The organism is Streptomyces albidicamelliae (assembly GCF_025642175.1).
In the GTDB taxonomy this organism is placed as follows: domain Bacteria; phylum Actinomycetota; class Actinomycetes; order Streptomycetales; family Streptomycetaceae; genus Streptomyces; species Streptomyces albidocamelliae.
The window spans coordinates 4394432-4413541 of sequence record NZ_CP106795.1; the positions used below are offsets into that span (position 1 = coordinate 4394432).

A 19110-nucleotide genomic window follows, 5' to 3' on the forward strand; every position below is an offset into this window, starting at 1 on the left:
TGAGCCTACGATCACCCGTCCAGGCGCGCCAGGAAGTCCCCGAGGACCCGGTTGAACTCCTCGGGCCGCTCCAGGTTGGGCAGGTGGGCGGCGCCCTCGACGACGTGCAGGACGGAGTCGGGCAGGGCGGCGTGCATGGTCTCGGCGTCGGAGACGGGGGTGTAGGTGTCGTCGGCGCCGACCACGACCAGCGCGGGTACGCGCACCCCGGTCAGCAGGGCCCGGTAGTCGGGGCGTTCGGCGCGGCCGCGCAGGGCGGCCGCCGCGCCCTCGGGCGGGGCGGCCGTCATCATGCGGTGCACATGGGCCTTGACGTCGGGGTCCGCGTAGGGCGCGACCATCTTCTCCAGGACCTCGTCGGCGTAGCCGCGCATGCCCTCGGTCAGCAGCCGCTCGGCCGTCGCCGCGCGGTCTCGCCTGCCCTCGGGGGTCTCCGCGTCGGGGAAGGTGTCGGCGAGGACCAGGCCGCGGATCCGGTCACCGAAGCGGGCGTGGCACTCCATGGCGATCTGGCCGCCCATGGACAGCCCGGCGAGGACGAAGGTGTCCACGCCCAGCAGGTCCAGGAGGTCGGCGAGGTCCTCGGCGTGGCGGGAGAGCGGGACCGTGCCGGGGGTCACCGGGGAGGCGCCGTAGCCGCGCAGGTCGGGGGCGATCACCCGGCGGCCGGCGGCGAGTGCGGCGAGTTGCGGGTGCCACATCGTGCGGTCGAAGGGGTGACCGTGGACGAGGACGAGGGGTACCCGGCCGGTCGCGCCGGGGTCTTTGTCCTCGTACGCGAGGAAGGGAGGCATGTGATCGACCCTAGGTGCCCCAACTGCTCGGTGCAATAAGATCTTTGCTCTCGGTGCAATCGTCGGCACCGGTACGGACAGGGGGACGTGTGGACGACTACCGGCGCATCGCCGACCGGATCGCCGAGGACATCACCGGTGGACGGCTGCGGCCCGGCCAACGGCTGCCGCCGCAGCGCGCGTTCGCCCGCCGGCACGGGATGGCGCCCTCCACGGCGGGGCGGGTGTACGCCGAACTCGTCCGCCGGGGCCTTGTGGTGGGCGAGGTGGGCCGGGGCACGTTCGTGCGGGCCACCGAGCCGGACGGCCAGCCGGGACGTGCCCTGGCCGAGGTGGCCGGTGCCGCGCCCGTGAACCTGGAGCTCAACTACCCGGGCGCCGAGGGCCAGGCGGAGCTGCTGGCCGCGGCCCTCGCGCCGTTGCTGCGGCCGGACGCGCTGGGGCAGGCGCTGCGGCCGGCCGCCGCCGCGGGCACCCCGGCGGCCCGCGAGGCGGTGGCCTCCCTGCTCGCCCAGGCGGGTCTCCGGTCGGCCGCCGCGCGGATCGTGTTCACCGGCAACGCCCGGCAGGCGATCGCCGCGACCCTCGCCTCGCTGGTGCGGCCGGGCGGCCGGGTGGGGGTGGAGGCGCTGACGTATCCGCTGGTCAAGGAGATCGCGGGGCGGCTGGGCATCACTCTCGTGCCGCTCGCCACGGACGCGGAGGGACCGCTGCCCGAGTCCGTCGAGACGGCCCACCGCGGCGCCCCGCTGTCCGCGCTCTACCTCCAGCCGACCCTGCACAACCCGACCTCGCTGACCACGAGTCCCGGCCGGCTCGTCCAACTCGCCGAGATGGTCAACAGGTTGGGGGTACCGGTGGTCGAGGACCGGATCTGGTCCTTCCTGCACCCGGGCGGCGCGACCCCGCTCGCCGCGCTCGCGCCGGATCTCGTCCATCTCGTCGACGGGCTGTCCAAGCGGGTCGCACCGGGGCTGACCGTCGGCTTCGTCGTCGTACCCGAGGGGCGTGCCGGGGCGGTGGCGCGCGCCGTGCGGTCCGGCGGGTGGAGCGCGGGCGGGTTCGCGCTGGAGGCGGCCGTGCGGTGGATCGCGGACGGGACCGTGGACCGGCTGGTGGCGGCCAGGCGGCAGGACGCCCGGCGCCGGCAGCGGCTGGTCGCCCGGGAGCTGGCCGGGTTCGCCGTCCGGTCCGACCCGGCGGCCTATTTCGCCTGGTGGGAGCTGCCCGCCCCGTGGCGGGCGGACACGTTCACGGCCGCCGCGTTGGCCCACGGGATCGCCGTCACGCCCGGTACGGCGTTCTCGGTCGGCCCCGGCCGTACGCCGGACGCGGTCAGGCTCGGGCTCGCGTCGGCGTCCGAGCCGGAGCTGACGCGGGCGCTGGCGACTCTGGCCGGCGTCGCGCGGCGCGGGCCGGAGGGAGGTACCGGGTGAGCCAGGCGGTGAGAGCCACCGCCAGGCCGAGGCCGAGCAGCAGCCAGGCGACCGTGCGCAGGGTGCCGGTGAGGGCGTCGTAGACCGCGCCGACGGCCGGATGCGGCACGTCGGGCGGCAGGTCCGCGAGGGTCAGGCTGCGGCCGACGGCGAGGGCCGCGGCGAGCAGGCCACCGCCCAGGGCCGTGCCCAGCGCGGTCGCGGCGACGGCCCGGCGGCGGTGGACGGCCAGGCCGATGCCGCACACGGCGAACGCCACGGCCGCCACCGGCAGCCAGAAACCGGCGACTTCGAGCACGTGGAACCCCTTTCGCAGCGTGGACAGTTCGCCCGCGGGCAGCACGGCGACCGCGGTGTGCTCCACCGGGATGCGCTGGGCGAGCGGTACATGGTCCTCGGTGAGCTGTTGCTTCACCTGGGCGGTGACGGGTGCGAGGTCGACGGTGACATCGCGTTCGTCGCCCTCGCGCAGGGCGCGCAGCACCGCGTCATGGGTGACCCGGTTGCCGGTGTCCCAGGCGAGCCGGAACGCCTGCGTCTGGGTGAAGGAGCGCACCGCGTCGCGTACGAACGGGCGGACCGAGCCGCGCACCGGGCGGACGTCCAGGTGCTCGTCCACCGCGCGCAGGATGCCGTCCCCGACCGTGTCCGCGACGGCCTCCCGCACGTCCGGGTCGGCGGCGAGCGGGGCCATCGCGGTGACGTACCGGCCCGTGTCGGCGAGCGCGTACGACGCCCATGCCGCCAGCGCGCCGAACGGCACGAGAAGGCAGGACAGGGTGATCAGTACGGCCGACAGGGCGCTCCGGAGGCGTGGGGGCACACGTCCAGGCAAGGGCCCGGGAGGTCCGCCCGCGAGCGGGAGGACTGCATTCGGGCGGACCTGGACGGCGAACGGGTGTCCTCGGGTTTCGTCCGGGGTTTCCCGCGACGACCGCCCGGGGGCTCGCGCTCTCCGGTGGAGGGTTCCCCCGAACGGGTGTTTCCTGGTGCTGGTGGGACGGGTGGTGATACAGGGGAGTGCGTGGGCCCCGGCCGGTTTTCCGGCCGGGGCCCACGCGCGTGCGTCGGGTTCAGCGGACGCGGTGGCCCGCCGCGTCCTCGCGCGTGTAGTAGCGGTAGAACATGACCACGAACGTGGGCACGGCGACCGCGAGGCCGAGACCCGCCGACCCCAGGATGGAGTGGCCGCGGTTGCTCAGGCTGTACAGGAAGCCGACCGCGATCCCGGTGAAGGCCGCCCACAGGAACGCGTGCACCTCGCGCCGCATGCGGGGCGCGAACGTCTCCAGGGCCCGGAAGACGGCGAAGAACACGAAGCCGGTCACGACGCCGAACAGCACGTTCATGCCGGTGATGGGGCCGCCGTAGCGGACGTTGGCCGCGGCCCAGTAGCCGTAGATCAGGCCGAGCACCGCGGGCAGCAGCCACCTCGCCATGGCGTGCGTACGCTCGTCGAACACATTGGGTGGCCGGTACCCGAGGGCCGGGGCCTGCCCGCCGGGCGCGGGTGCCGCATGAGCCATGAGAGCACTCCTCTCTCCTCGCCCCCGGTCTCCAATGCACACCTGGGGGCACGGCCTGGCAAGTCGGCCGGGCGGGTGACGGGTGCCCGGATGCGACCGGATGTCTCCCGTGTTTGTCTGAAGGACATGGAGAGCTGCCCGCCGTGACGCGGATGGAGTACGGCCGGCGGCGGCGCCAGTTGCTGCGCGTACGCGGCCGGAGCATCGCCTGGGTGGTGCCGCTGCTGCTGCTCGTCGGCATCGTGCTGCTCGACTTCAACACGGTCGAACAGTTCCGGATCATCTCCTGGATCGTCCTGGTCCCCGGCATCGCCGCCGCGATCTGCGGGGTGTGGACGACGGCCGCCTTCAGCCTGGTGTCGGTCGTGACGTACGTCGGCGTCGACGACGCCTGGCCCGAGCAGTACAAGGCCGGTCTCGCCGACTTCGTGCTGGTCGCCCTCGGCGGCGTGCTGGCCACGCTCGCCAGCGCCGTGCGGGTGCGCCGCGAGAAGCAGATCCTGCACATCCAGGACATCGCCGAGACCACCCGCCGTACCGTGCTGCGCCCGCTGCCGTCGCACTGGGCGGGCCTGGAGCACGCGGGCGTCTACCTGGCCGCCGACGTCGACGCCCGGGTCGGCGGCGACTTCTACGACATCCAGCCCGGCCCGCACGGCACCCGGGTCCTCGTCGGCGACGTGCAGGGCAAGGGTCTCGGCGCGGTGGAGACCGCCGCCGCGCTGCTCGGCACCTTCCGCGAGGCCGGCTACTACGAGCAGGACCTCACGGTCGTCGCCGCCCGGCTGGAGAACCGGATGCTCCGGCACCGCTCCCACACCGCCGCGCTCGGTCGCGGCGACCGCGACCGGTTCGCCACGGCCGTGCTGATCGGCTTCCACGACGACGTGCGGGACGCGGTCGAGGTCGTCAACTTCGGCCACGAACCCCCGCTCGCCGTCGGGCCGCGCGGGGTGCGCGAGCTGCCCAGCGGTGACGGGGTCCCGCTCGGCCTCGGCGACCTCACGGGCGGGCTGCCGCCGCTGCACCGGGTGCCGCTCGCCGCCGACGAGACCCTGCTGCTGGTCACCGACGGGGTGACCGAGGCCCGCGACGAACCGGGCCTCTTCTATCCGCTGGCCCGCGAGGTCGACCGCGCGGTGACCGCCGACCCGCGCCGCGCCGAACCCGGGCGCCTGGTCCGCCGGGTCCGTGACGGGGTGCTGCGGCACAGCCACGGCCGGCTGGCGGACGACACCACGGTCTTCGCGGTGCGGCGGCTGCCGGAACCGGTGGGCGAAGCCCCCGAACGGGGACGTTCACCGACCTGAGGCGCACGTGTGCGGCAGCAACGGCTACGGTGCTGGCTGGAGAGCGCATCCAAGGATCCACGGGGTCCGCGGATCACAGGTCTACAGGGGGAGGGCCGATGCCCGGAACCGTGCTGCTGCTCGCGGCCTCACCACTGGGCCGGGGCCGGCTGGTGGACGCGGCCGCCGTGCTGCCGGTGCTGGCCGCCGTCGCCCCGTCGGTGCTGTCGGGCACCGACACCGCCAACGTGGTGGAACTCGCCGACCCGCTGGAGCCGCAGGCCGTGCTCACCCGGCTGCGGGCCGCCGCGGCCGCCCCCGGCCCGCTCACCGTGTACCTCACCGGCCAGCTCCAGCTGGACAAGCGGCAGCGGCTGCCGCATCTGGCGCTCGCCCGCACCACGCCGGCCACCGTCCGCTACACCGCGCTGCCCTGGCACTGGATCCGCGAGGAGCTGCGGCTGCGTTCGGCGGCGCAGACCGCGCTCGTCCTCGATCTGCACGCGGACGCCGAGGCGTGGCGGTACGTCGCCGAGCGGGGACTGGACTCGGGTCCGGCCACCGCCGTCCACGGTCGCATCGCCCCGGCCCGGGCGTCCGGCCGCCGGGGTCCGGCCGAGCCGTCGTACATGAAGGCGGTCGCGACGCTGCTGCGCAGCGGGCACCGGCCGCCGCTGCCCGAGCTGCACGAGCGGGCGATGGCGCGGATCGCCGAGTCGAGCGCGGGCCGGGACCTGGTCCTGGCGAGCCCCGGGGGCCGGCCGCCGTACCCCGTACCGGTCCGAGCGCCCCCGTCCCGCCGTGCCCGGCGGTGTCCCCGCCCAGCAGGCGGTGGATCCGCACGCCGCCATCAGCGCCGCCGTGCAGGCCGGGCGGCACATCGAGGCCGACGCGCTCGCCGCGCACCACGAGCAGGCGGCCGTACGGGCGCGGGGGACGGCCTCCGAGGACGCCCTGCACTGGATGGAGGTCCGGGCGGACCTCGCGATGTTCGCCGGGGACGCGGCCCGCAGCTGCCGGGCCTGGCTGTCGGTCGCCGAGGTGCGGCTGGCCGCCGGGCAGGCCGCGGACGGCGGCGCGGTGGAGGCGGCCGTGGACCGCGCGCACCACCAGTGGACCCGTATCGGCGAAACGGCGCGGGCCCGTGAACTCGGGCCCGCGCTCGCGGAGTTGAGACGGCGGGTGCCGGGGCGCCGCAGCGGCGCGCTGGAGAACGTCCAGCGGCAGCTGCGGCAGCTCCAGGCCCAGTAGGCCTCAGCCGGTGAAGGTGAAGTACTTCCAGGCGCCGTGCGTCGTGGAGTTCACGGTGTCACCGGAGGAGCCGTTGATGTACGACGAGCGCACCCGGAAGCGCCAGCCGACGTCCTGGCCGTGGTTGCCGGTGATCTGCACCCGGGAGACCCCGTCGGCGCCCAGCGCGAAGTAGTCCGGGTCGCCCGGGTACCACTTGCCCTGGTAGTGGACCTCGAACTCGAACTTCTGCTTGCGGCCCTCGTAGTACGACATCTTCGTCGTGATCAGCGGGTTCTTGGACTTGTGGAAGAAGTAGTACGTGTGGTTCCACGTGTACTTCGCCCGGTAGTGGTTGCTCACCGAGGTGGACACGCTCACCCTGGCCCCGACCGTGCTGGCCGCCGTGGCGGCCTTGTACCGGGAGTCGCCGGCGAACTTCGCGGTGACCTTGGTGTCCCGCTTCAGGTCCAGGGTGACCGACAGGTTGCCGTGCGAGTCGACCTTGCCGGACTTCACCCGCTTGTTCGGCTTGTCGCCGCCGAACGGGTCGGCCCAGATCTCCACCGTGCGGTTCTTCCAGGTCTTCCCGAGGTGGGCCGTGAACTTCACGTCCTTGCCGTACGAGTAGACCTTGCCGTTGTTGTTCACGGTGAGGACCGGCCGGGCGCGGGAGACGTCCACGGAGTCGGAGCCGGCGCCCGCCGCGTGGTCGGCGTCGCCCGCGAAGGCCACCGCGTACTTCACCTTGCCGCCGGCCGGCGGGGTGTCGGTGAAGGAGAAGGTGCCGTCCGCCTTGGCGGTGACCGAGGGAAGCGTCTTGCCCTTCGGGGAGTCCAGGTCGGTACGGGTGACGGTCAGCTTCACCCCGGCGGGGAAGGCCAGCTTGGAGGTGACCTTGCCCTTCACGGTGAGCTTCTTGGTGCGGGTGGCCGTGGCGGGGGCGTCGACCGAGACGGTGGTGGTGGCCTTGGTGGAGCCCTGCAGGACGCGCAGCGTGTACACGCTGTCGGAGTTGTGCGTCACGGCGAACAGCCGGCCCGCGCCTGCGCCGGGCTCCCAGGCCAGGTCGGCGCCGCCCAGCTCGTCGTAGCCGCTGATGCGGTCCGTGTCCGGCCAGGTGTACTCGCGGACGGTGGACTTGGCGCCCGGACGGAAGATGTACAGCGACGGGTCGTACGGGGTGTCGGTGCCCGCGGCGACGGTGCCGTCGGCGGCGATCGCCACCGCGCTCGGGTGGTACTCGGTGGTGTAGCCGCTGAGCTGGGTGAGGTCCGAGGTCTGCCACACGTGGTGCTCGTTGCCCGGGTTGGCCGTGATCAGGCGGCTGCCGTCGGGAGTGAGGGCGAGGTCGGAGGTGGAGCCCAGGTCGCCGTGGCGAGCGGTGCGGGTGGCGGTGCCGCCGGAGACGTCGTACACGCCGAGCCAGGAGTTGTAGTACTCCGGGGCGGCGGCGGCCAGGACGTTCGGGGCGCCGGGCGTGGCGGCGAGCAGCGGCGCACCGGGATAGTCGGTGCCGGGATCCTGGTCCAGCGCCTGCACGGGCTCGGCGCCCGAGAGGTCGAGGGAACCGATGTGGCCGTGCTCGGTGGTGCCGTAGCCGAACCACAGCTTTCCGCCGGCCAGGGCGAGATGGGCCGGGCCGGTGCCGTCGCCGGTCGCGTACCGCGTCGACTCCGTCACCGTCGCGGTGTCGATGGCCACGATCGCGTTCGCGCCCGGTGAGGCCGCGTAGACGGTGCCCGAGTCGGCGGACAGCTGCAGGCCGGTGACGCCGGGCAGGGAGGCCACCGTGCCGACGACCGAACCGCTGTAGTCGGTGGCCACGACCTTGCCCTGGTACGGGTCGCTGACGAAGACCCGCTGGTGGACCCCGTCCACGACGATGTCGCCCGCCGATTTGACCGGCAGGACCTTGCTGGTGTCGGCGAAGGCCGGAGTGGCGGTCAGGGCCGCCGAGCTGAAGAGGACCGCCAGGGTGGTGGCGGCGGTGAGGGTGCGCATACGCACGCTGATTCGAACCCCCCGGAACGAATGGTGAAAGGGCGCCTGAGCACGGCTGTTGTGCGAGTCCCCGGTGAGCCGTGTGGCGGATGGGTGAAGACTAGGCCGCGAACTCTAGGTCATGCCACTGACAAAAAGGCGAGCGCCCCCGACACCAGCGTCCGGACCCCGGGGGCGACCGTGGACAGGTCGGGCGCGAAGTGCGGGCTGTGGTTGCTCGGCACCGCCGCCAGCTTCTCCGGCAGCGTCCCGCCGGGCGCCTGCTCCCACACCTCGGCCGGGGTGGTCGTCACGAACCAGTACGCGTACGGGATCGCGCCGAGCGCCAGCTGCGGGAAGTCCTCGCTGCCCATCGCCGGGCCCGGGTCGAACACCGTGCCCGCGCCGAACACCTCGCCGTGCACGGCGGCCACCGCGGCATCCGCGCCGGCGTCGTTGACGGTCATCGGGAAGGTGCTGCCGACGGTCACCTCGGGTTCGCGCGGGCAGCCCGAGGCCAGGCACTCGCCGAGCGCGATGCGCCGGACGGCGGCCAGCATCCGCTGCCGGACCGGCTCGGACTGGGTGCGCAGGTTCAGCGCGATGCGCGCCTCGGCGGGAATGATGTTGTGCCGGCTGCCCGCCTCGATGCGGCCCACGGTCAGCACGGCGGACTCCCCGGCGGCGATCTCCCGGGAGACCACCGTCTGGAGCCGGGTGACCAGGTGCGCGGCGGTCACCACCGGGTCCACGGTCGCCTCCGGCCGGGAGCCGTGGCCGCCGCGGCCGTGCACCACGATGTCCACGTCCGTGGAGGCCGACATGATCAGCCCCGGCACGTGCGGGTACAGGCCGGCCGGCCCCGGTGCCGCGTGCTGGCCGAGCAGCGTGTCCGGGCGGCCGAACCGCTCGTACAGCCCGTCGGCGACCATCCGGGCCGCTCCCTGCCCGGTCTCCTCCGCGGGCTGACCGACGACCAGCAGGGTGCCGTGCCAGGCGTCCCGCCCGGCGGCCAGCGCCTCGGCGGCCCCGGTGAGCCAGGTGACGTGCAGGTCGTGACCGCAGGCGTGCATCACCCCGGGCGCGGTGGAGGCGTACGGCAGCCCGGTGGCCTCCTGCACCGGCAGCGCGTCCATGTCCGCCCGCAGCAGCACCGTCGGGCCGTCCCCGTTGCGCAGTCGGCCCACGACCCCGGTGCCGCCGACGCCCTCGGCGGTCTCGAACCCGGCGCCGCGCAGCCGTCCGGCCAGTTTCCGGGCGGTGCGGTGCTCGTGCAGGGACAGCTCGGGGTGGCGGTGCAGATCGCGGTAGAGGTCCTCCAGGTCCGCCACCGGGAGGCCGGCCGTCAGATCGAGGGCGGCGCGGGCCGCGGTCGAGGTCACGGCAGCAGCCTAGGGGCGTCCGGCCCGCCGCGGGGAGGGCTCAGGGATGGACGTGCTGGACGGCCGCGGGCGCCGGTGCGGGGGCGGTGTCCGTCGCGCGGGCCGGCCCGGCGTTCGCCGCGAGGATGAGGGCCGCCGCGGCGATCACGGCCGCCGCGACCGCCCGGGCGGCGGGAGTGCCGCCGTTCATCCGCAGCCGTGCGGGGGTCAGTTCGGGGGTGGGGCGTCCGTAGGGTGCGGATGTACGTCCGGGCACGGCGACCTCGCAACACGACAGCGATGTATTAAGCGGGCTTAATCCGCCGTTTAACCTAGGGGCTGCGGGAGCCGAACGGCAAGAGGCACCAAGCCAGTTGGGAGTCGGGGGATGCGCGAACGGGACGATCCGCAGGTCATCGGGCGGCGCGTGCAGCACTTGCGCGCCGAGCGGGGCCTGACGCAGCGGCAGCTGGCGGAGCCGGCCTACACACCGGCCTACATCTCCACCCTGGAGGCGGGCCGGGTCCGGGCCTCCGACGAGGCGCTCCGGCACATCGCCGGCCGGCTCGGCGTGGCCTTCGAGGAGCTGGCCGTGGGCCGGCCCGCCCACCTCGCCACCGATCTGCGGCTGCGGCTCACCGAGGCGCAGCGCCTGCTCGCCGACGGCCGGGCGGAGGACGCGGCCGCGCAGTACGCGGCCCTGCTCGCGGAGGCCGAGTCGCACGGCCTCGCCTGCGAACAGGCCACCGCGCTGCTCGGCCTCGGCGAGTGCGCGCTGGAGACGGGCGAGCTGGGCAGCGCCCGCGAGTGCTTCGAGCGGGCCGAGGAACGCCTGGCCGGGGAGTCGCTGCCGGTGCGGGTCCCCGCGGTGCGCGGCCGGGCCGTCTCCCACTACCTCGCGGGTGAACTCCGGTACGCCGTCTACCTGCTGGAGTCCACCCTCGACGAACTGAACCGGGGCGGGCTGCACGACCCCGACGCTCTCCTGCTGCTCTACGCCAGCGTCATCGGCCCCTACATGGACATGGGCGCCCACGCCCGCGCCGCCCAGGCCGCCGAGTTCGCCCTCGCGCTCGCCCCGCGGGCCGCCGACCCCGCGCTGATCGCCCGGATGCACCGCTCGGTCGCCCGCACCCTGCTCGCCGAGGGCCGGGTCGCCGAGGCCGACGCCTCCCTCGCCAAGGCGGCCGAGCTCTACCGCCAGCTCCAGCTGCGCACCGAACTGGCCAACTGCCACTGGATGCGCGGGTACGTCTACGCCCAGGACGGCGAGCTGGAACGGGCCGAGGAGGAGCTGCGCCAGGCGCTCGCCATGCTCTCGGAGACCCGGGCGGCCCTCTACCGCAGCCAGGCCGCGGTCGAACTGGCCGACGTGCTGCACCGCCGCGGCAAGTCCGCCGAGGCCGCCGGACTGCTGGAGGGCGTCCTCGGCGACTTCTCCTCCGAGCGCGGCGCCGTGCACGCCGCCGGCGCCCACCGCCTCCTCGGCATCATCGCCGAGGACACCCGGGACACCGAGGCGGCCGAGGAGCACTACGTGCGCGCCCTCAGCCTCCTCGAACGCGCGGGTGCCGCGGGCGACCTGGCCGACCTGTGCCGTCTGCTGGGCGACCTGCTGCGCCGCACGGGCCGCGTCGAGGCGGCGCTGGACGCCTACCGCACCGGCCTCGGCCACCGCACGGCCCCCGGCACCACCACCCTCGGTCCGGCACCGGCCCAGCCACCGCTGTGAGCCGGACGGGCCGCCGGTGCCGGACGGCGGTCGCCCGCGTCAGACCTGGGCGCGGCCCTGCCGGTGGACGTCCGCCAGGCGCAGCGCACCCATCTGGACGGCGGCCTGGGTGGCGTCGTTCGGTACGTCGCCGAGGCCCGCGTTGGTGAGGGCGAAGGAGTCCTCGCCGACCCGGACGGCGGCCAGGTCGATCGTGAGCACGTACCGCTCCTCCTCGTCCCGCGACGTGGCGCCGACGAGGATGCGCAGGCCCTGGCGGGCGTCCCCGACCTCGGGCAGCGGGGCCTCCATGACCTGCACCTCCTCCGTGAGCCCGGTCTCGGAGGTGGCCATGAAGTCGGCGCACTTGGCGGGCATCGTCCGCAGCCAGGCGAGCGCGGCGTCGACGTCCGCCGGCCGGCGCGCGCCGATCTGGTAGCGCAGCTGGGCGTCGGTGTCGGCGTCGTCCAGGCCCACGGCCAGGCGGGCGGGGGCGCCGAGGAGTTCGTCGCTGTACAGGGCGTCCAGCAGCCGCTGGCACTCCCCGGCGCCGGTGGTCGCCTTCAGCAGACCGTCCCGCCAGGTGGCCGCGCCGCGGGTGGGGGTCCAGGGGGCGCCGAGGTCCGACTGGGTGATGAGCGCGGCCTGCGCCTGCTGGTCGCTGAGCGCGGAACCCCCGGCCTTGGAGGACGCCTTGGGCGCCTGGACCGGCGCGTCGATCGTCGGGAAGGGGTGCGGCGCGGCCGCCGGGTGCCGCAGGCCGAGGGCCGCGCAGCCGCCGACCGCGAGCAGTCCGGCGGCGGTCAGGGCGAGGAGGAGGCCACGGGGGCGTATCTCGGCGGTCATCGGGTGTCTCCTGGGCTGTGTGCCGGTCGGGGCCGACGGGATGCCGGTGGGGGGGTGCCTGCTCTCACGGCACCACCGCCCCGACCGCCCCACCAGCGCTCCGGGGCCGTACGGGTGAGCCGCCACGGCGGCCGGGCCCACGCGGACGCGGCGCCCGTGCCACACCGGGTCGAGAACCCGGCGCTCGTGGTGCACGGGGTTGAGAGCCCGGCGTTCGTGGCGCACGGGGTCGAGAAACCGGCGCTCGTGGCACGCCGGGCCGAAAACCCGGCGCTCGTGGCACGCCGGGCCGAAAACCCGGCGCTCGGGGCGCACCGGGCCGAAAACCCGTCGCCCGTGCCGCACCGGGTCGAGAACCCGTCGCTCGTGGTGCACGGGGTCGAGAACCCGGCGCCCGTGCCACACCGGGTCGAGAACCCGTCGCTCGTGGTGCACGGGGCCGGGAACCCGGCGTTCGTGGCGCACGGGGTCGAGAAACCGGCGCTCGTGGCACGCCGGGCCGAAAACCCGGCGCTCGGGGCGCACCGGGCCGAAAACCCGTCGCCCCGCTTCGGGGGCCGCTGCTACCGTCCGTCGCATGCAGCGCGCCCCGCAGTGCCCGTCGAGCACGACGACGCCGGAGACCGTCCCGGCGCGCTGACACCTGACCAGCATCGAAGCCCCGGGGCGAGCGCCCCGGGGCTTCGGCGTGTCCGCGGCCCGGTCCCTCGCCCCCGTCCGACGAGGAGCCCCGCCATGAACGAAGCGCTGCCCGACCACCGCCGCCTCGGCCGCGAACTCGGCCTCTTCGGCACCGACCCGCTGATGGGCGCCGGCCTGCCCTACTGGCTGCCCGACGGGGCGGTCGTCCGGCACACCCTGGAGGAGTACGTCCGGGAGGCGGAACGCGCCGCCGGCTACCGGCACGTGTACTCGCCCGTGCTCGGCAAACGGGAGCTGTACGAACTCTCCGGGCACTGGGACCACTACAGCGACGACATGTTCCCGCCGATGAGGCTCGGCGCGGAGGAGGCCGTCCTGCGCCCGAGCCTGTGCCCCCACCACGCCCTGATCTACCGCTCCCGCCCGCACAGCCACCACGAACTGCCGCTGCGCATCGCAGAGCTGGGCACCATGTACCGCGCCGAGCTGTCCGGCGTCCTCGGCGGCCTCACCCGGGTCCGCGCGATCCAGCTCAACGACGCGCACGTCTTCTGCACCCCCGACCAGGTCGTCCACGAGGCCCGCGCCGCCCTGGAGCTGATCGCCCGCGCCTACGCCGACCTGGGCATCGAGGCCGTGCGCCACCGGCTGTCGCTGCCCGGCGGGGGCGGCAAGTACGTCGCCGGTCCCGGGCTGTGGAGCCGGGCGACCGGGCTGCTCAGAGAGGTCCTCGCCGAGGCCGGGGTGGCGTACGAGGAGGCGGAGGGCGAGGCCGCCTTCTACGGACCCAAGATCGACGTGCAGATCGCGGACCCGGCGGGCCGCGAGTCCACCCTGTCCACCGTGCAGATCGACTTCCACCAGCCGGCCCGCTTCGACCTGCGCTACACCGGCGCCGACGGCGCCCGGCACCGCCCGGTGATGGTCCACCGCAGCGTCATCGGCAGCGTCGAACGGGCGGTGGCCCATCTGATCGAGGTGCACCGCGGCGCCTTCCCGGCCTGGCTGGCGCCCGTCCAGCTGGTCGTGCTGCCGGTCGCGGAGGAGCAGGCGGAGCAGGCGGCGGCCCTGGTCCGGCAGGCCGTCGCGCGGGGCCTGCGCGCCGAACTCGCCGGCCCGGACACGGCACCCTGGCCGCCCGCGTCCGCGCGGCCCGCCTGGTGCCGTACCAGGCGGTGATCGGCGCCCGGGAGGCCGGGAGCGGCCTGGCCGCCGTGCGTCTGCGGGACGGCCGCCGCATCGGCGCGCTGCCCGTGGCGGACCTGCTCGGCCGGATCGCCGGCCGGGTCGCCGCCCGCGGCACCCTGCTGTGGGAGTGACGGCCGTCCGGTGGCCGAGCGGTACCGGTCACGCCCCGCCGGCCTGCCTTAAGGTCGGCACGACGGAAGGAGTCCGCCGTGACCGGTCAGCCCATCCCCGTGATCATCGACTGCGACACCGGCGTCGACGACGCCCTGGCCCTGCTGTTCGCCGTACGCCACCCGGGCCTGGACCTCCGGGCGGTGACCTGCGTGGCCGGGAACACGGACGTCGACGGGGTGGTCCGCAACACCCTGACCGTGCTGGAGCGGGCGGGCGCACCCGACATCCCGGTGGGCCGGGGCGCCGAACGCCCGCTGCTCGAACCGGCCCGCTCCGCCCGCCATGTGCACGGCAGCGACGGCATGGGCGACCTCGGCCTGCCCGCACCCACCCGGGCGCCGGCCGCCGAGGACGCCGTGACCCTGCTGCGCCGCGAGATCCTCACCTCCCCGCGCCCCGTCACCCTGATCCCGACCGCGCCCCTGACCAACATCGCCCTGCTGCTGCGCACCCCGAGGTGACCCGCAACATCGAGCGGATCGTGTTCATGGGCGGTGCGGTGGCCACCGGCAACGCCACACCGGTCGCCGAGTTCAACGTCTGGCACGACCCGGAGGCCGCGGCGGTCCTGCTCACCGCCGGGGTGCCGATCACGATGTACGGCCTGGACGTCTTCATGCGGGTCGTCGTCCCCGCCGGCGACGTGCACCGGCTGCGCGCGAGCACCGAGCCCGGCACCCGCCTGGCCGGCGACCTGCTCGCGCACCGGCCCACCACCCAGGGCGAGGAGCCGGAGGCGGAGGAGGCGGGCGGCCTCGGCGACGCGGGCGCGGTGTGCGCGGTGGCCGACCCGCAGGGCCTCACCACACGTCTACTCCCGGTCGAGGTCTCCCTCGCCCCGGGCCCGTCCCGCGGCCAGACGATCGTGGACCGCCGGCCGCGCCCCGGAGAGTCCGAGATCCACGAGGGCCGGCGTGAACAGGCGCTGGTGGACGTGGCGTTGGAGGTGGACGTGGAGCGCTGGGTGAAGCTGTACCTGGAGACGGTGGAACGCCCCTAGGGCCTGCCGTTTGGATCATGCCGGCGTCGCGGCGCGCCAAGCGCGCCGGTCCGGCGAACCGAACCCGAATGTTCCCTTTCCGGGCAATGAGGACAGATTCCCTGGTGTCGTCCTTCCCGAAGGGATCCCGTATGGCAGACCTCTCGTCCAGGAACCCCGACTGGTGGCGCCAGGCCGTCGTCTACCAGGTCTATCCGCGCAGCTTCGCCGACGCCGACGGCGACGGCCTCGGCGACCTCCGGGGCGTCACCCGTCGCCTGAACCACCTCGCCACGCTCGGCGTCGACGCCCTGTGGCTGAGCCCCTTCTACCCCTCCGAACTGGCCGACGGCGGCTACGACGTCGCCGATCACCGGGACGTCGACCCGCGCCTCGGCACCCTGGACGACTTCGACGCGCTGGCCGGCGAGGCCCACCGGCTCGGCCTGAAGGTCGTCGTCGACCTCGTCCCCAACCACACCTCCCATCTGCACCCCTGGTTCCAGGAGGCCCTGCGGTCCGCCCCCGGCTCCCCGGCCCGGGCCCGCTACGTCTTCCGCCCCGGCCGCGGCCCGCACGGCGAACACCCGCCCACCGACTGGCAGTCCGTCTTCGGTGGCACCGCCTGGCGGCGCACCCCGGACGGCGAGTGGTACCTGCACCTCTTCGCCCCGGAGCAGCCCGACCTCGACTGGGGCAACGAGGAGGTACGCGCCGACTTCCGGGCCACCCTGCGCTTCTGGTCCGAGCGGGGCGTCGACGGCTTCCGCGTCGACGTCGCCCACGGCCTGGCCAAGGACCTCACCGAACCGCTGCGGGACATCGGCGGCATCGGCGCCACCGGCGAGGAGGCCCTGCTGCGTGTCGCCCCGGGCAGCCACCCGTACTGGGACCGCGACGAGGTGCACGAGATCTACCGCGACTGGCGCACGGTCCTCGACGCGTACACCCCGCCGCGCACCGCCGTCGCCGAGGCCTGGGTACCGGGCGGCCGCCGCGCCCTGTACGCCCGCCCCGGCGAACTCGACCAGGCCTTCAACTTCGAGTACCTGGAGACCGGCTGGGACGCCGGGGAGCTGCGGCGGGTCGTCGAGGAGTCGCTGGCCGAGGCCCGTGCCGTCGGCGCCTCCGCGACCTGGGTGCTCTCCAACCACGACGTCGTCCGCCACGCGTCCCGGCTGATGCTGCCGCCCGGTACCGACCCGGGCGCCTGGCTGCTGTCGGGCGGCAGCGCGCCCGCGGTCGACACGGAGTCCGGGCTGCGCCGGGCCCGGGCCGCGACGCTGCTGATGCTGGCGCTGCCCGGATCGTCGTACCTCTACCAGGGCGAGGAGCTGGGCCTGCCCGAGGTCGCCGATCTGCCCACCGAGGTCCTGCAGGACCCGATCTGGGAGCAGACCGGGCATGTCCGCAAGGGCCGCGACGGCTGCCGGGTGCCGCTGCCGTGGACGACGGACGGACCGTCGTACGGCTTCGGGACCGGCGGTGCCTGGCTGCCGCAGCCGCCGTCCTTCGCGTCGTACGCCGTCGACGCGCAGGCCGGCACGGAGGGCTCCACCCTGGAGCTGTACCGCACCGCCCTGCGCATGCGCCGCAAGCTGCTGGAGGGGGAGACGCTGACCTGGACGGCCGACGCCCCCGACGGGGTCCTCGACTTCACCCGCACCGAGGCCTGGCGCTGTGTCACCAACACGACCACCGCCCCGGTGCCGCTGCCGGCGGGCGAGGTCCTGCTGAGCAGCGCGCCACTGCCCGGCAGCGGAATCCTGCCACCGGACACCACGGTATGGCTCGCCTAGAGCCTGTCGTTCGGATCAGGCTCTAGCCCACCGTCGGGCTCTAGCCCACCGTCGGGCTGGGGTCGGGTGCCGGGGTGGTGCCGGGGTTCGCTCCGCCGCCCATGGCGCCGCTCAGGTCCAGCGGGGTGGACGTGGCGGTCGGCGGCGGCGTGAGCACGATCTCCGGCTGGCCCGCGGGCGGTGCCGGCGGAGTGAGGTCGGAGGAGGGCAGCTTCGGCGGCGTGGTCTGGTTGAAGAGGGTCTGGTCGAAGTCGACCAGACCGGTCTTCTCCATGACCGTCATGTGGTCCAGCACCGTGTCGTTCGCCTGGTCGGCGAGCGCACGGACCAGCGAGTTCTTGGTCGTGGAGCGGATCTTCGCGATGGCGTTGAAGATCGAACCGTGCGTCATGCGCAGGATGTTGGCGAAGTCGGTGTCGAACTGCTTGCCCGTCTCGGCCTTCAGCTGGGTGACGAAGCCCTCCTGCTGCGGACTCGCCACGTTGGGCAGCGTGATGTTGAGCATGGGCGCGATCTTGCGGCAGGAGGCGTCGAGTGCCGCGTGCCCGTCGACCAGGTGCTCGCTGGCCGTCTTGACCCCCTTGGAGGCGCCCTTCTGCAGGCCGATCTGCCCGAGCGGGTACTCCCACAGCCCGGCCGCCCGCACCTTCACCACGAAGTCCCGGTCCTGCTCGGTGAGCGGTCCCCACTGGGTGTTGGCGATGATGCGGTCCTGTGCGGTGGCCGTCGTGCTCAGACCGAGCATGCCCGGGTAGGCGAGTGCCGCGAGGGTGAGGGCCATCGCACCGCCCACGAAGAGAGTTCCCGTCGCATTCCGCGAAAAGCGCACCGTGCCTCCTGCCCGGTCGTGGATCCGGCCCACGACAACGGCGTGGGCGGGTGGGACGCACAGCAGTACGGACGCCGACGCGATATTTCTCTGTCCCGCGGGTAAAAACTGCCGAAGTCCGCTTCGGCGGAGCGGGCTTGCCCGTTGTTGGTGTAGATGGCGAACGGTTGAGGGAATGTTGACCTCTGCCCAGGAGAGCCGGGCCGGACGGGCGCCTAGATTCGCCGCATGCCCCCGCAGCCACCTCCCCGGATGCCGGCAGCGCTGCCCGTGCTGCCCTACCGCAAGCCCACCAAGGGACGCGACTACTGGGTGCTGGACGACGTCCTGCCCGGCGTCGACGCCGTACGGGAGCGGTGCCTGGCCAAGGACGACTGGGTGAAGGGCCACCCGTACACCTCCGAGACCTGGCCGGGCCTGCGGGCCATGCCGGGCCTGGAGCCGGCCGAACTCGCCCGGGTGGAGCAGCTGGTGAAGGCGGCCACCGGCGCCGGCGAGCTGTGGGTGCAGCGGGCGCCCGGCGGCGGCACCCTCAACCACAACTGCGTGCAGGTGGTCGGCGAGGGCGAGAGCCGGCCCCGCCCGCACACCGATTCGCGGGCGCTGTGCCGGTACGCGGCCGTGCTCTACCTCAACCCGGGCGTGCCCAAGGACTGCGGCACCAGCTTCTACCGCCAGCACCTGCCCGGCGGGCGGCTCGGCGGCAACGTCGTCCAGGCCCCCCACACCAACCTCGTCGAGGCGCTCGGCACCCGCTTCGTCGCCCCGGACGCCTTCGAGGAGGACGTCCGTGTCCCGCACCGGTACAACCGCCTGCTGCTCTACAACGCCAACCTCGTGCACAGCGCGACCGGCTACTTCGGCCGGACGCTGGAGGAGAAGCGCATGACGGCGGTCTTCTTCTGGATGGCCTGACCGGGGACGCACGCCCGGCCGCGGGCCACCGCCCGCCGATCGGCCCGCGACCCGGCACGGCACCCCGGCGCCCAGTGCTCCGGCGCGCTCGTGCTCGCCCGGCTGGGGCTGCTGAACGGCATGCCCGCCTGCACGGACCGGACGAGCCGGCCCTTCGTCGAGGCCCGGGGCGTCACCGTGCTGGACGCGCCGTTCCACGCCGAGGGGAACATCGCCACCGCGGGCGGCTGCCTGGCGTCGCAGTACCTCGCCGCCTGGGTGATCGACCGGACGCTCGGCACGGACGCCGCGCGGGACGTCCTGGACTACGTGGCCCCCGTCGGCGAGAACGACGAGACGGTGGAGCGCGCCCTGCGTGCCGTGGGCAGGGGCCGCACCGCCCTGCGCTGAGGCGGGTGGGGAGGCTCA

The 19110-nt window shown here is 74.4% G+C and carries 15 protein-coding genes and 3 pseudogenes; 9 read left to right on the forward strand and 9 right to left on the reverse strand.

The window, feature by feature from the left end:
• Positions 1-11 precede the first annotated feature (11 nt).
• Complete coding sequence (locus tag N8I86_RS20230) at positions 12-794, reverse strand: alpha/beta fold hydrolase (protein ID WP_263278376.1); 783 nt, start codon at positions 792-794, stop codon at positions 12-14.
• Between the two features lie 89 nt (positions 795-883).
• Here N8I86_RS20230 and N8I86_RS20235 point away from each other — a divergent pair, with 89 nt between their 5' ends.
• The gene (locus tag N8I86_RS20235) at positions 884-2230 is read left to right on the forward strand and encodes an aminotransferase-like domain-containing protein (RefSeq protein WP_073887556.1); all 1347 of its coding nucleotides are present in this window, start codon (positions 884-886) and stop codon (positions 2228-2230) included.
• Here N8I86_RS20235 and N8I86_RS20240 read toward each other — a convergent pair.
• Both N8I86_RS20240 and N8I86_RS20245 read right to left on the reverse strand, forming a co-directional pair.
• Positions 2130-3053, reverse strand: coding sequence for a hypothetical protein (locus N8I86_RS20240; RefSeq protein ID WP_263278377.1), 924 nt, complete (start codon positions 3051-3053; stop codon positions 2130-2132). The genes N8I86_RS20235 and N8I86_RS20240 overlap by 101 nt on opposite strands.
• A gap of 250 nt (positions 3054-3303) precedes the next feature.
• Complete coding sequence (locus N8I86_RS20245) at positions 3304-3756, reverse strand: hypothetical protein (RefSeq protein ID WP_073887559.1); 453 nt, start codon at positions 3754-3756, stop codon at positions 3304-3306.
• Positions 3757-3908: 152 nt separating this feature from the next.
• Here N8I86_RS20245 and N8I86_RS20250 point away from each other — a divergent pair, with 152 nt between their 5' ends.
• Positions 3909-5066, forward strand: coding sequence for a PP2C family protein-serine/threonine phosphatase (locus N8I86_RS20250; RefSeq protein ID WP_198960334.1), 1158 nt, complete (start codon positions 3909-3911; stop codon positions 5064-5066).
• Positions 5067-5194: 128 nt separating this feature from the next.
• On the opposite strand, the gene N8I86_RS39380 is transcribed toward N8I86_RS20250, so the two are convergent.
• On the reverse strand, positions 5195-5734 hold the full coding sequence (locus N8I86_RS39380) for a hypothetical protein (protein ID WP_404830818.1): 540 nt from the start codon (positions 5732-5734) through the stop codon (positions 5195-5197).
• Positions 5735-5846: 112 nt separating this feature from the next.
• Between N8I86_RS39380 and N8I86_RS39385 the strand changes: the two genes are divergently transcribed.
• Positions 5847-6296 (forward strand): hypothetical protein, encoded by a 450-nt coding sequence (locus N8I86_RS39385; RefSeq protein WP_404830819.1) that lies wholly within the window; start codon positions 5847-5849, stop codon positions 6294-6296.
• A gap of 3 nt (positions 6297-6299) precedes the next feature.
• Here the strand turns inward: N8I86_RS39385 and N8I86_RS20260 are convergent, their stop codons facing one another.
• The 3 genes from N8I86_RS20260 to N8I86_RS20270 all read right to left on the reverse strand — a co-directional run bounded on the left by N8I86_RS20260 (position 6300) and on the right by N8I86_RS20270 (position 9896).
• Complete coding sequence (locus N8I86_RS20260; RefSeq protein WP_263278378.1) at positions 6300-8279, reverse strand: Ig-like domain repeat protein; 1980 nt, start codon at positions 8277-8279, stop codon at positions 6300-6302.
• A gap of 119 nt (positions 8280-8398) precedes the next feature.
• On the reverse strand, positions 8399-9640 hold the full coding sequence (locus tag N8I86_RS20265) for an amidohydrolase (RefSeq protein ID WP_073887565.1): 1242 nt from the start codon (positions 9638-9640) through the stop codon (positions 8399-8401).
• A gap of 40 nt (positions 9641-9680) precedes the next feature.
• On the reverse strand, positions 9681-9896 hold the full coding sequence (locus N8I86_RS20270; RefSeq protein WP_143050215.1) for a hypothetical protein: 216 nt from the start codon (positions 9894-9896) through the stop codon (positions 9681-9683).
• A gap of 111 nt (positions 9897-10007) precedes the next feature.
• Between N8I86_RS20270 and N8I86_RS20275 the strand changes: the two genes are divergently transcribed.
• The gene (locus N8I86_RS20275; protein WP_073887567.1) at positions 10008-11351 is read left to right on the forward strand and encodes a helix-turn-helix domain-containing protein; all 1344 of its coding nucleotides are present in this window, start codon (positions 10008-10010) and stop codon (positions 11349-11351) included.
• Between the two features lie 39 nt (positions 11352-11390).
• Here the strand turns inward: N8I86_RS20275 and N8I86_RS20280 are convergent, their stop codons facing one another.
• A complete protein-coding gene (locus tag N8I86_RS20280; protein WP_073887568.1) occupies positions 11391-12176 on the reverse strand; it encodes a hypothetical protein in 786 nt (261 codons plus the stop codon).
• 735 nt (positions 12177-12911) lie between these two features.
• On the opposite strand from N8I86_RS20280, the pseudogene thrS reads away from it, so the two are divergent.
• From thrS to N8I86_RS20295, 3 genes and pseudogenes are all read left to right on the forward strand, one after another.
• Positions 12912-14137, forward strand: a pseudogene (gene thrS / locus N8I86_RS20285) (threonine--tRNA ligase).
• Between the two features lie 78 nt (positions 14138-14215).
• A pseudogene (locus tag N8I86_RS20290) lies at positions 14216-15180 on the forward strand (nucleoside hydrolase).
• A gap of 131 nt (positions 15181-15311) precedes the next feature.
• Positions 15312-16958 carry a glycoside hydrolase family 13 protein gene (locus N8I86_RS20295; protein ID WP_263278379.1) on the forward strand — a complete coding sequence of 549 codons (1647 nt, stop codon included), beginning with the start codon at positions 15312-15314 and terminating at the stop codon, positions 16956-16958.
• Between the two features lie 40 nt (positions 16959-16998).
• Here N8I86_RS20295 and N8I86_RS20300 read toward each other — a convergent pair whose 3' ends face one another.
• Positions 16999-17739 carry a DUF4142 domain-containing protein gene (locus N8I86_RS20300; protein WP_382985688.1) on the reverse strand — a complete coding sequence of 247 codons (741 nt, stop codon included), beginning with the start codon at positions 17737-17739 and terminating at the stop codon, positions 16999-17001.
• 276 nt (positions 17740-18015) lie between these two features.
• Between N8I86_RS20300 and N8I86_RS20305 the strand changes: the two genes are divergently transcribed.
• Together N8I86_RS20305 and N8I86_RS20310 are read left to right on the forward strand one after the other, a co-directional pair.
• Positions 18016-18702 (forward strand): DUF6445 family protein, encoded by a 687-nt coding sequence (locus tag N8I86_RS20305; RefSeq protein ID WP_123437275.1) that lies wholly within the window; start codon positions 18016-18018, stop codon positions 18700-18702.
• A 48-nt stretch (positions 18703-18750) separates the two neighbouring features.
• Positions 18751-19092, forward strand: a pseudogene (locus N8I86_RS20310) (AraC family transcriptional regulator); the annotation flags it as partial.
• Between the last annotated feature and the right edge of the window lie 18 nt (positions 19093-19110).

Coding starts and splice junctions, on each gene's coding strand:
- N8I86_RS20230 (WP_263278376.1), bottom strand. CDS start 794: ATGCCTCCCTTCCTCGCGTACGAGGACAAAGACCCCGGCGCGACCGGC.
- N8I86_RS20245 (WP_073887559.1), bottom strand. CDS start 3,756: ATGGCTCATGCGGCACCCGCGCCCGGCGGGCAGGCCCCGGCCCTCGGG.
- N8I86_RS20250 (WP_198960334.1), top strand. CDS start 3,909: ATGGAGTACGGCCGGCGGCGGCGCCAGTTGCTGCGCGTACGCGGCCGG.
- N8I86_RS20260 (WP_263278378.1), bottom strand. CDS start 8,279: ATGCGCACCCTCACCGCCGCCACCACCCTGGCGGTCCTCTTCAGCTCG.
- N8I86_RS20275 (WP_073887567.1), top strand. CDS start 10,008: ATGCGCGAACGGGACGATCCGCAGGTCATCGGGCGGCGCGTGCAGCAC.
- N8I86_RS20280 (WP_073887568.1), bottom strand. CDS start 12,176: ATGACCGCCGAGATACGCCCCCGTGGCCTCCTCCTCGCCCTGACCGCC.
- N8I86_RS20295 (WP_263278379.1), top strand. CDS start 15,312: ATGGCAGACCTCTCGTCCAGGAACCCCGACTGGTGGCGCCAGGCCGTC.
- N8I86_RS20300 (WP_382985688.1), bottom strand. CDS start 17,739: ATGGCCCTCACCCTCGCGGCACTCGCCTACCCGGGCATGCTCGGTCTG.
- N8I86_RS20305 (WP_123437275.1), top strand. CDS start 18,016: ATGCCCCCGCAGCCACCTCCCCGGATGCCGGCAGCGCTGCCCGTGCTG.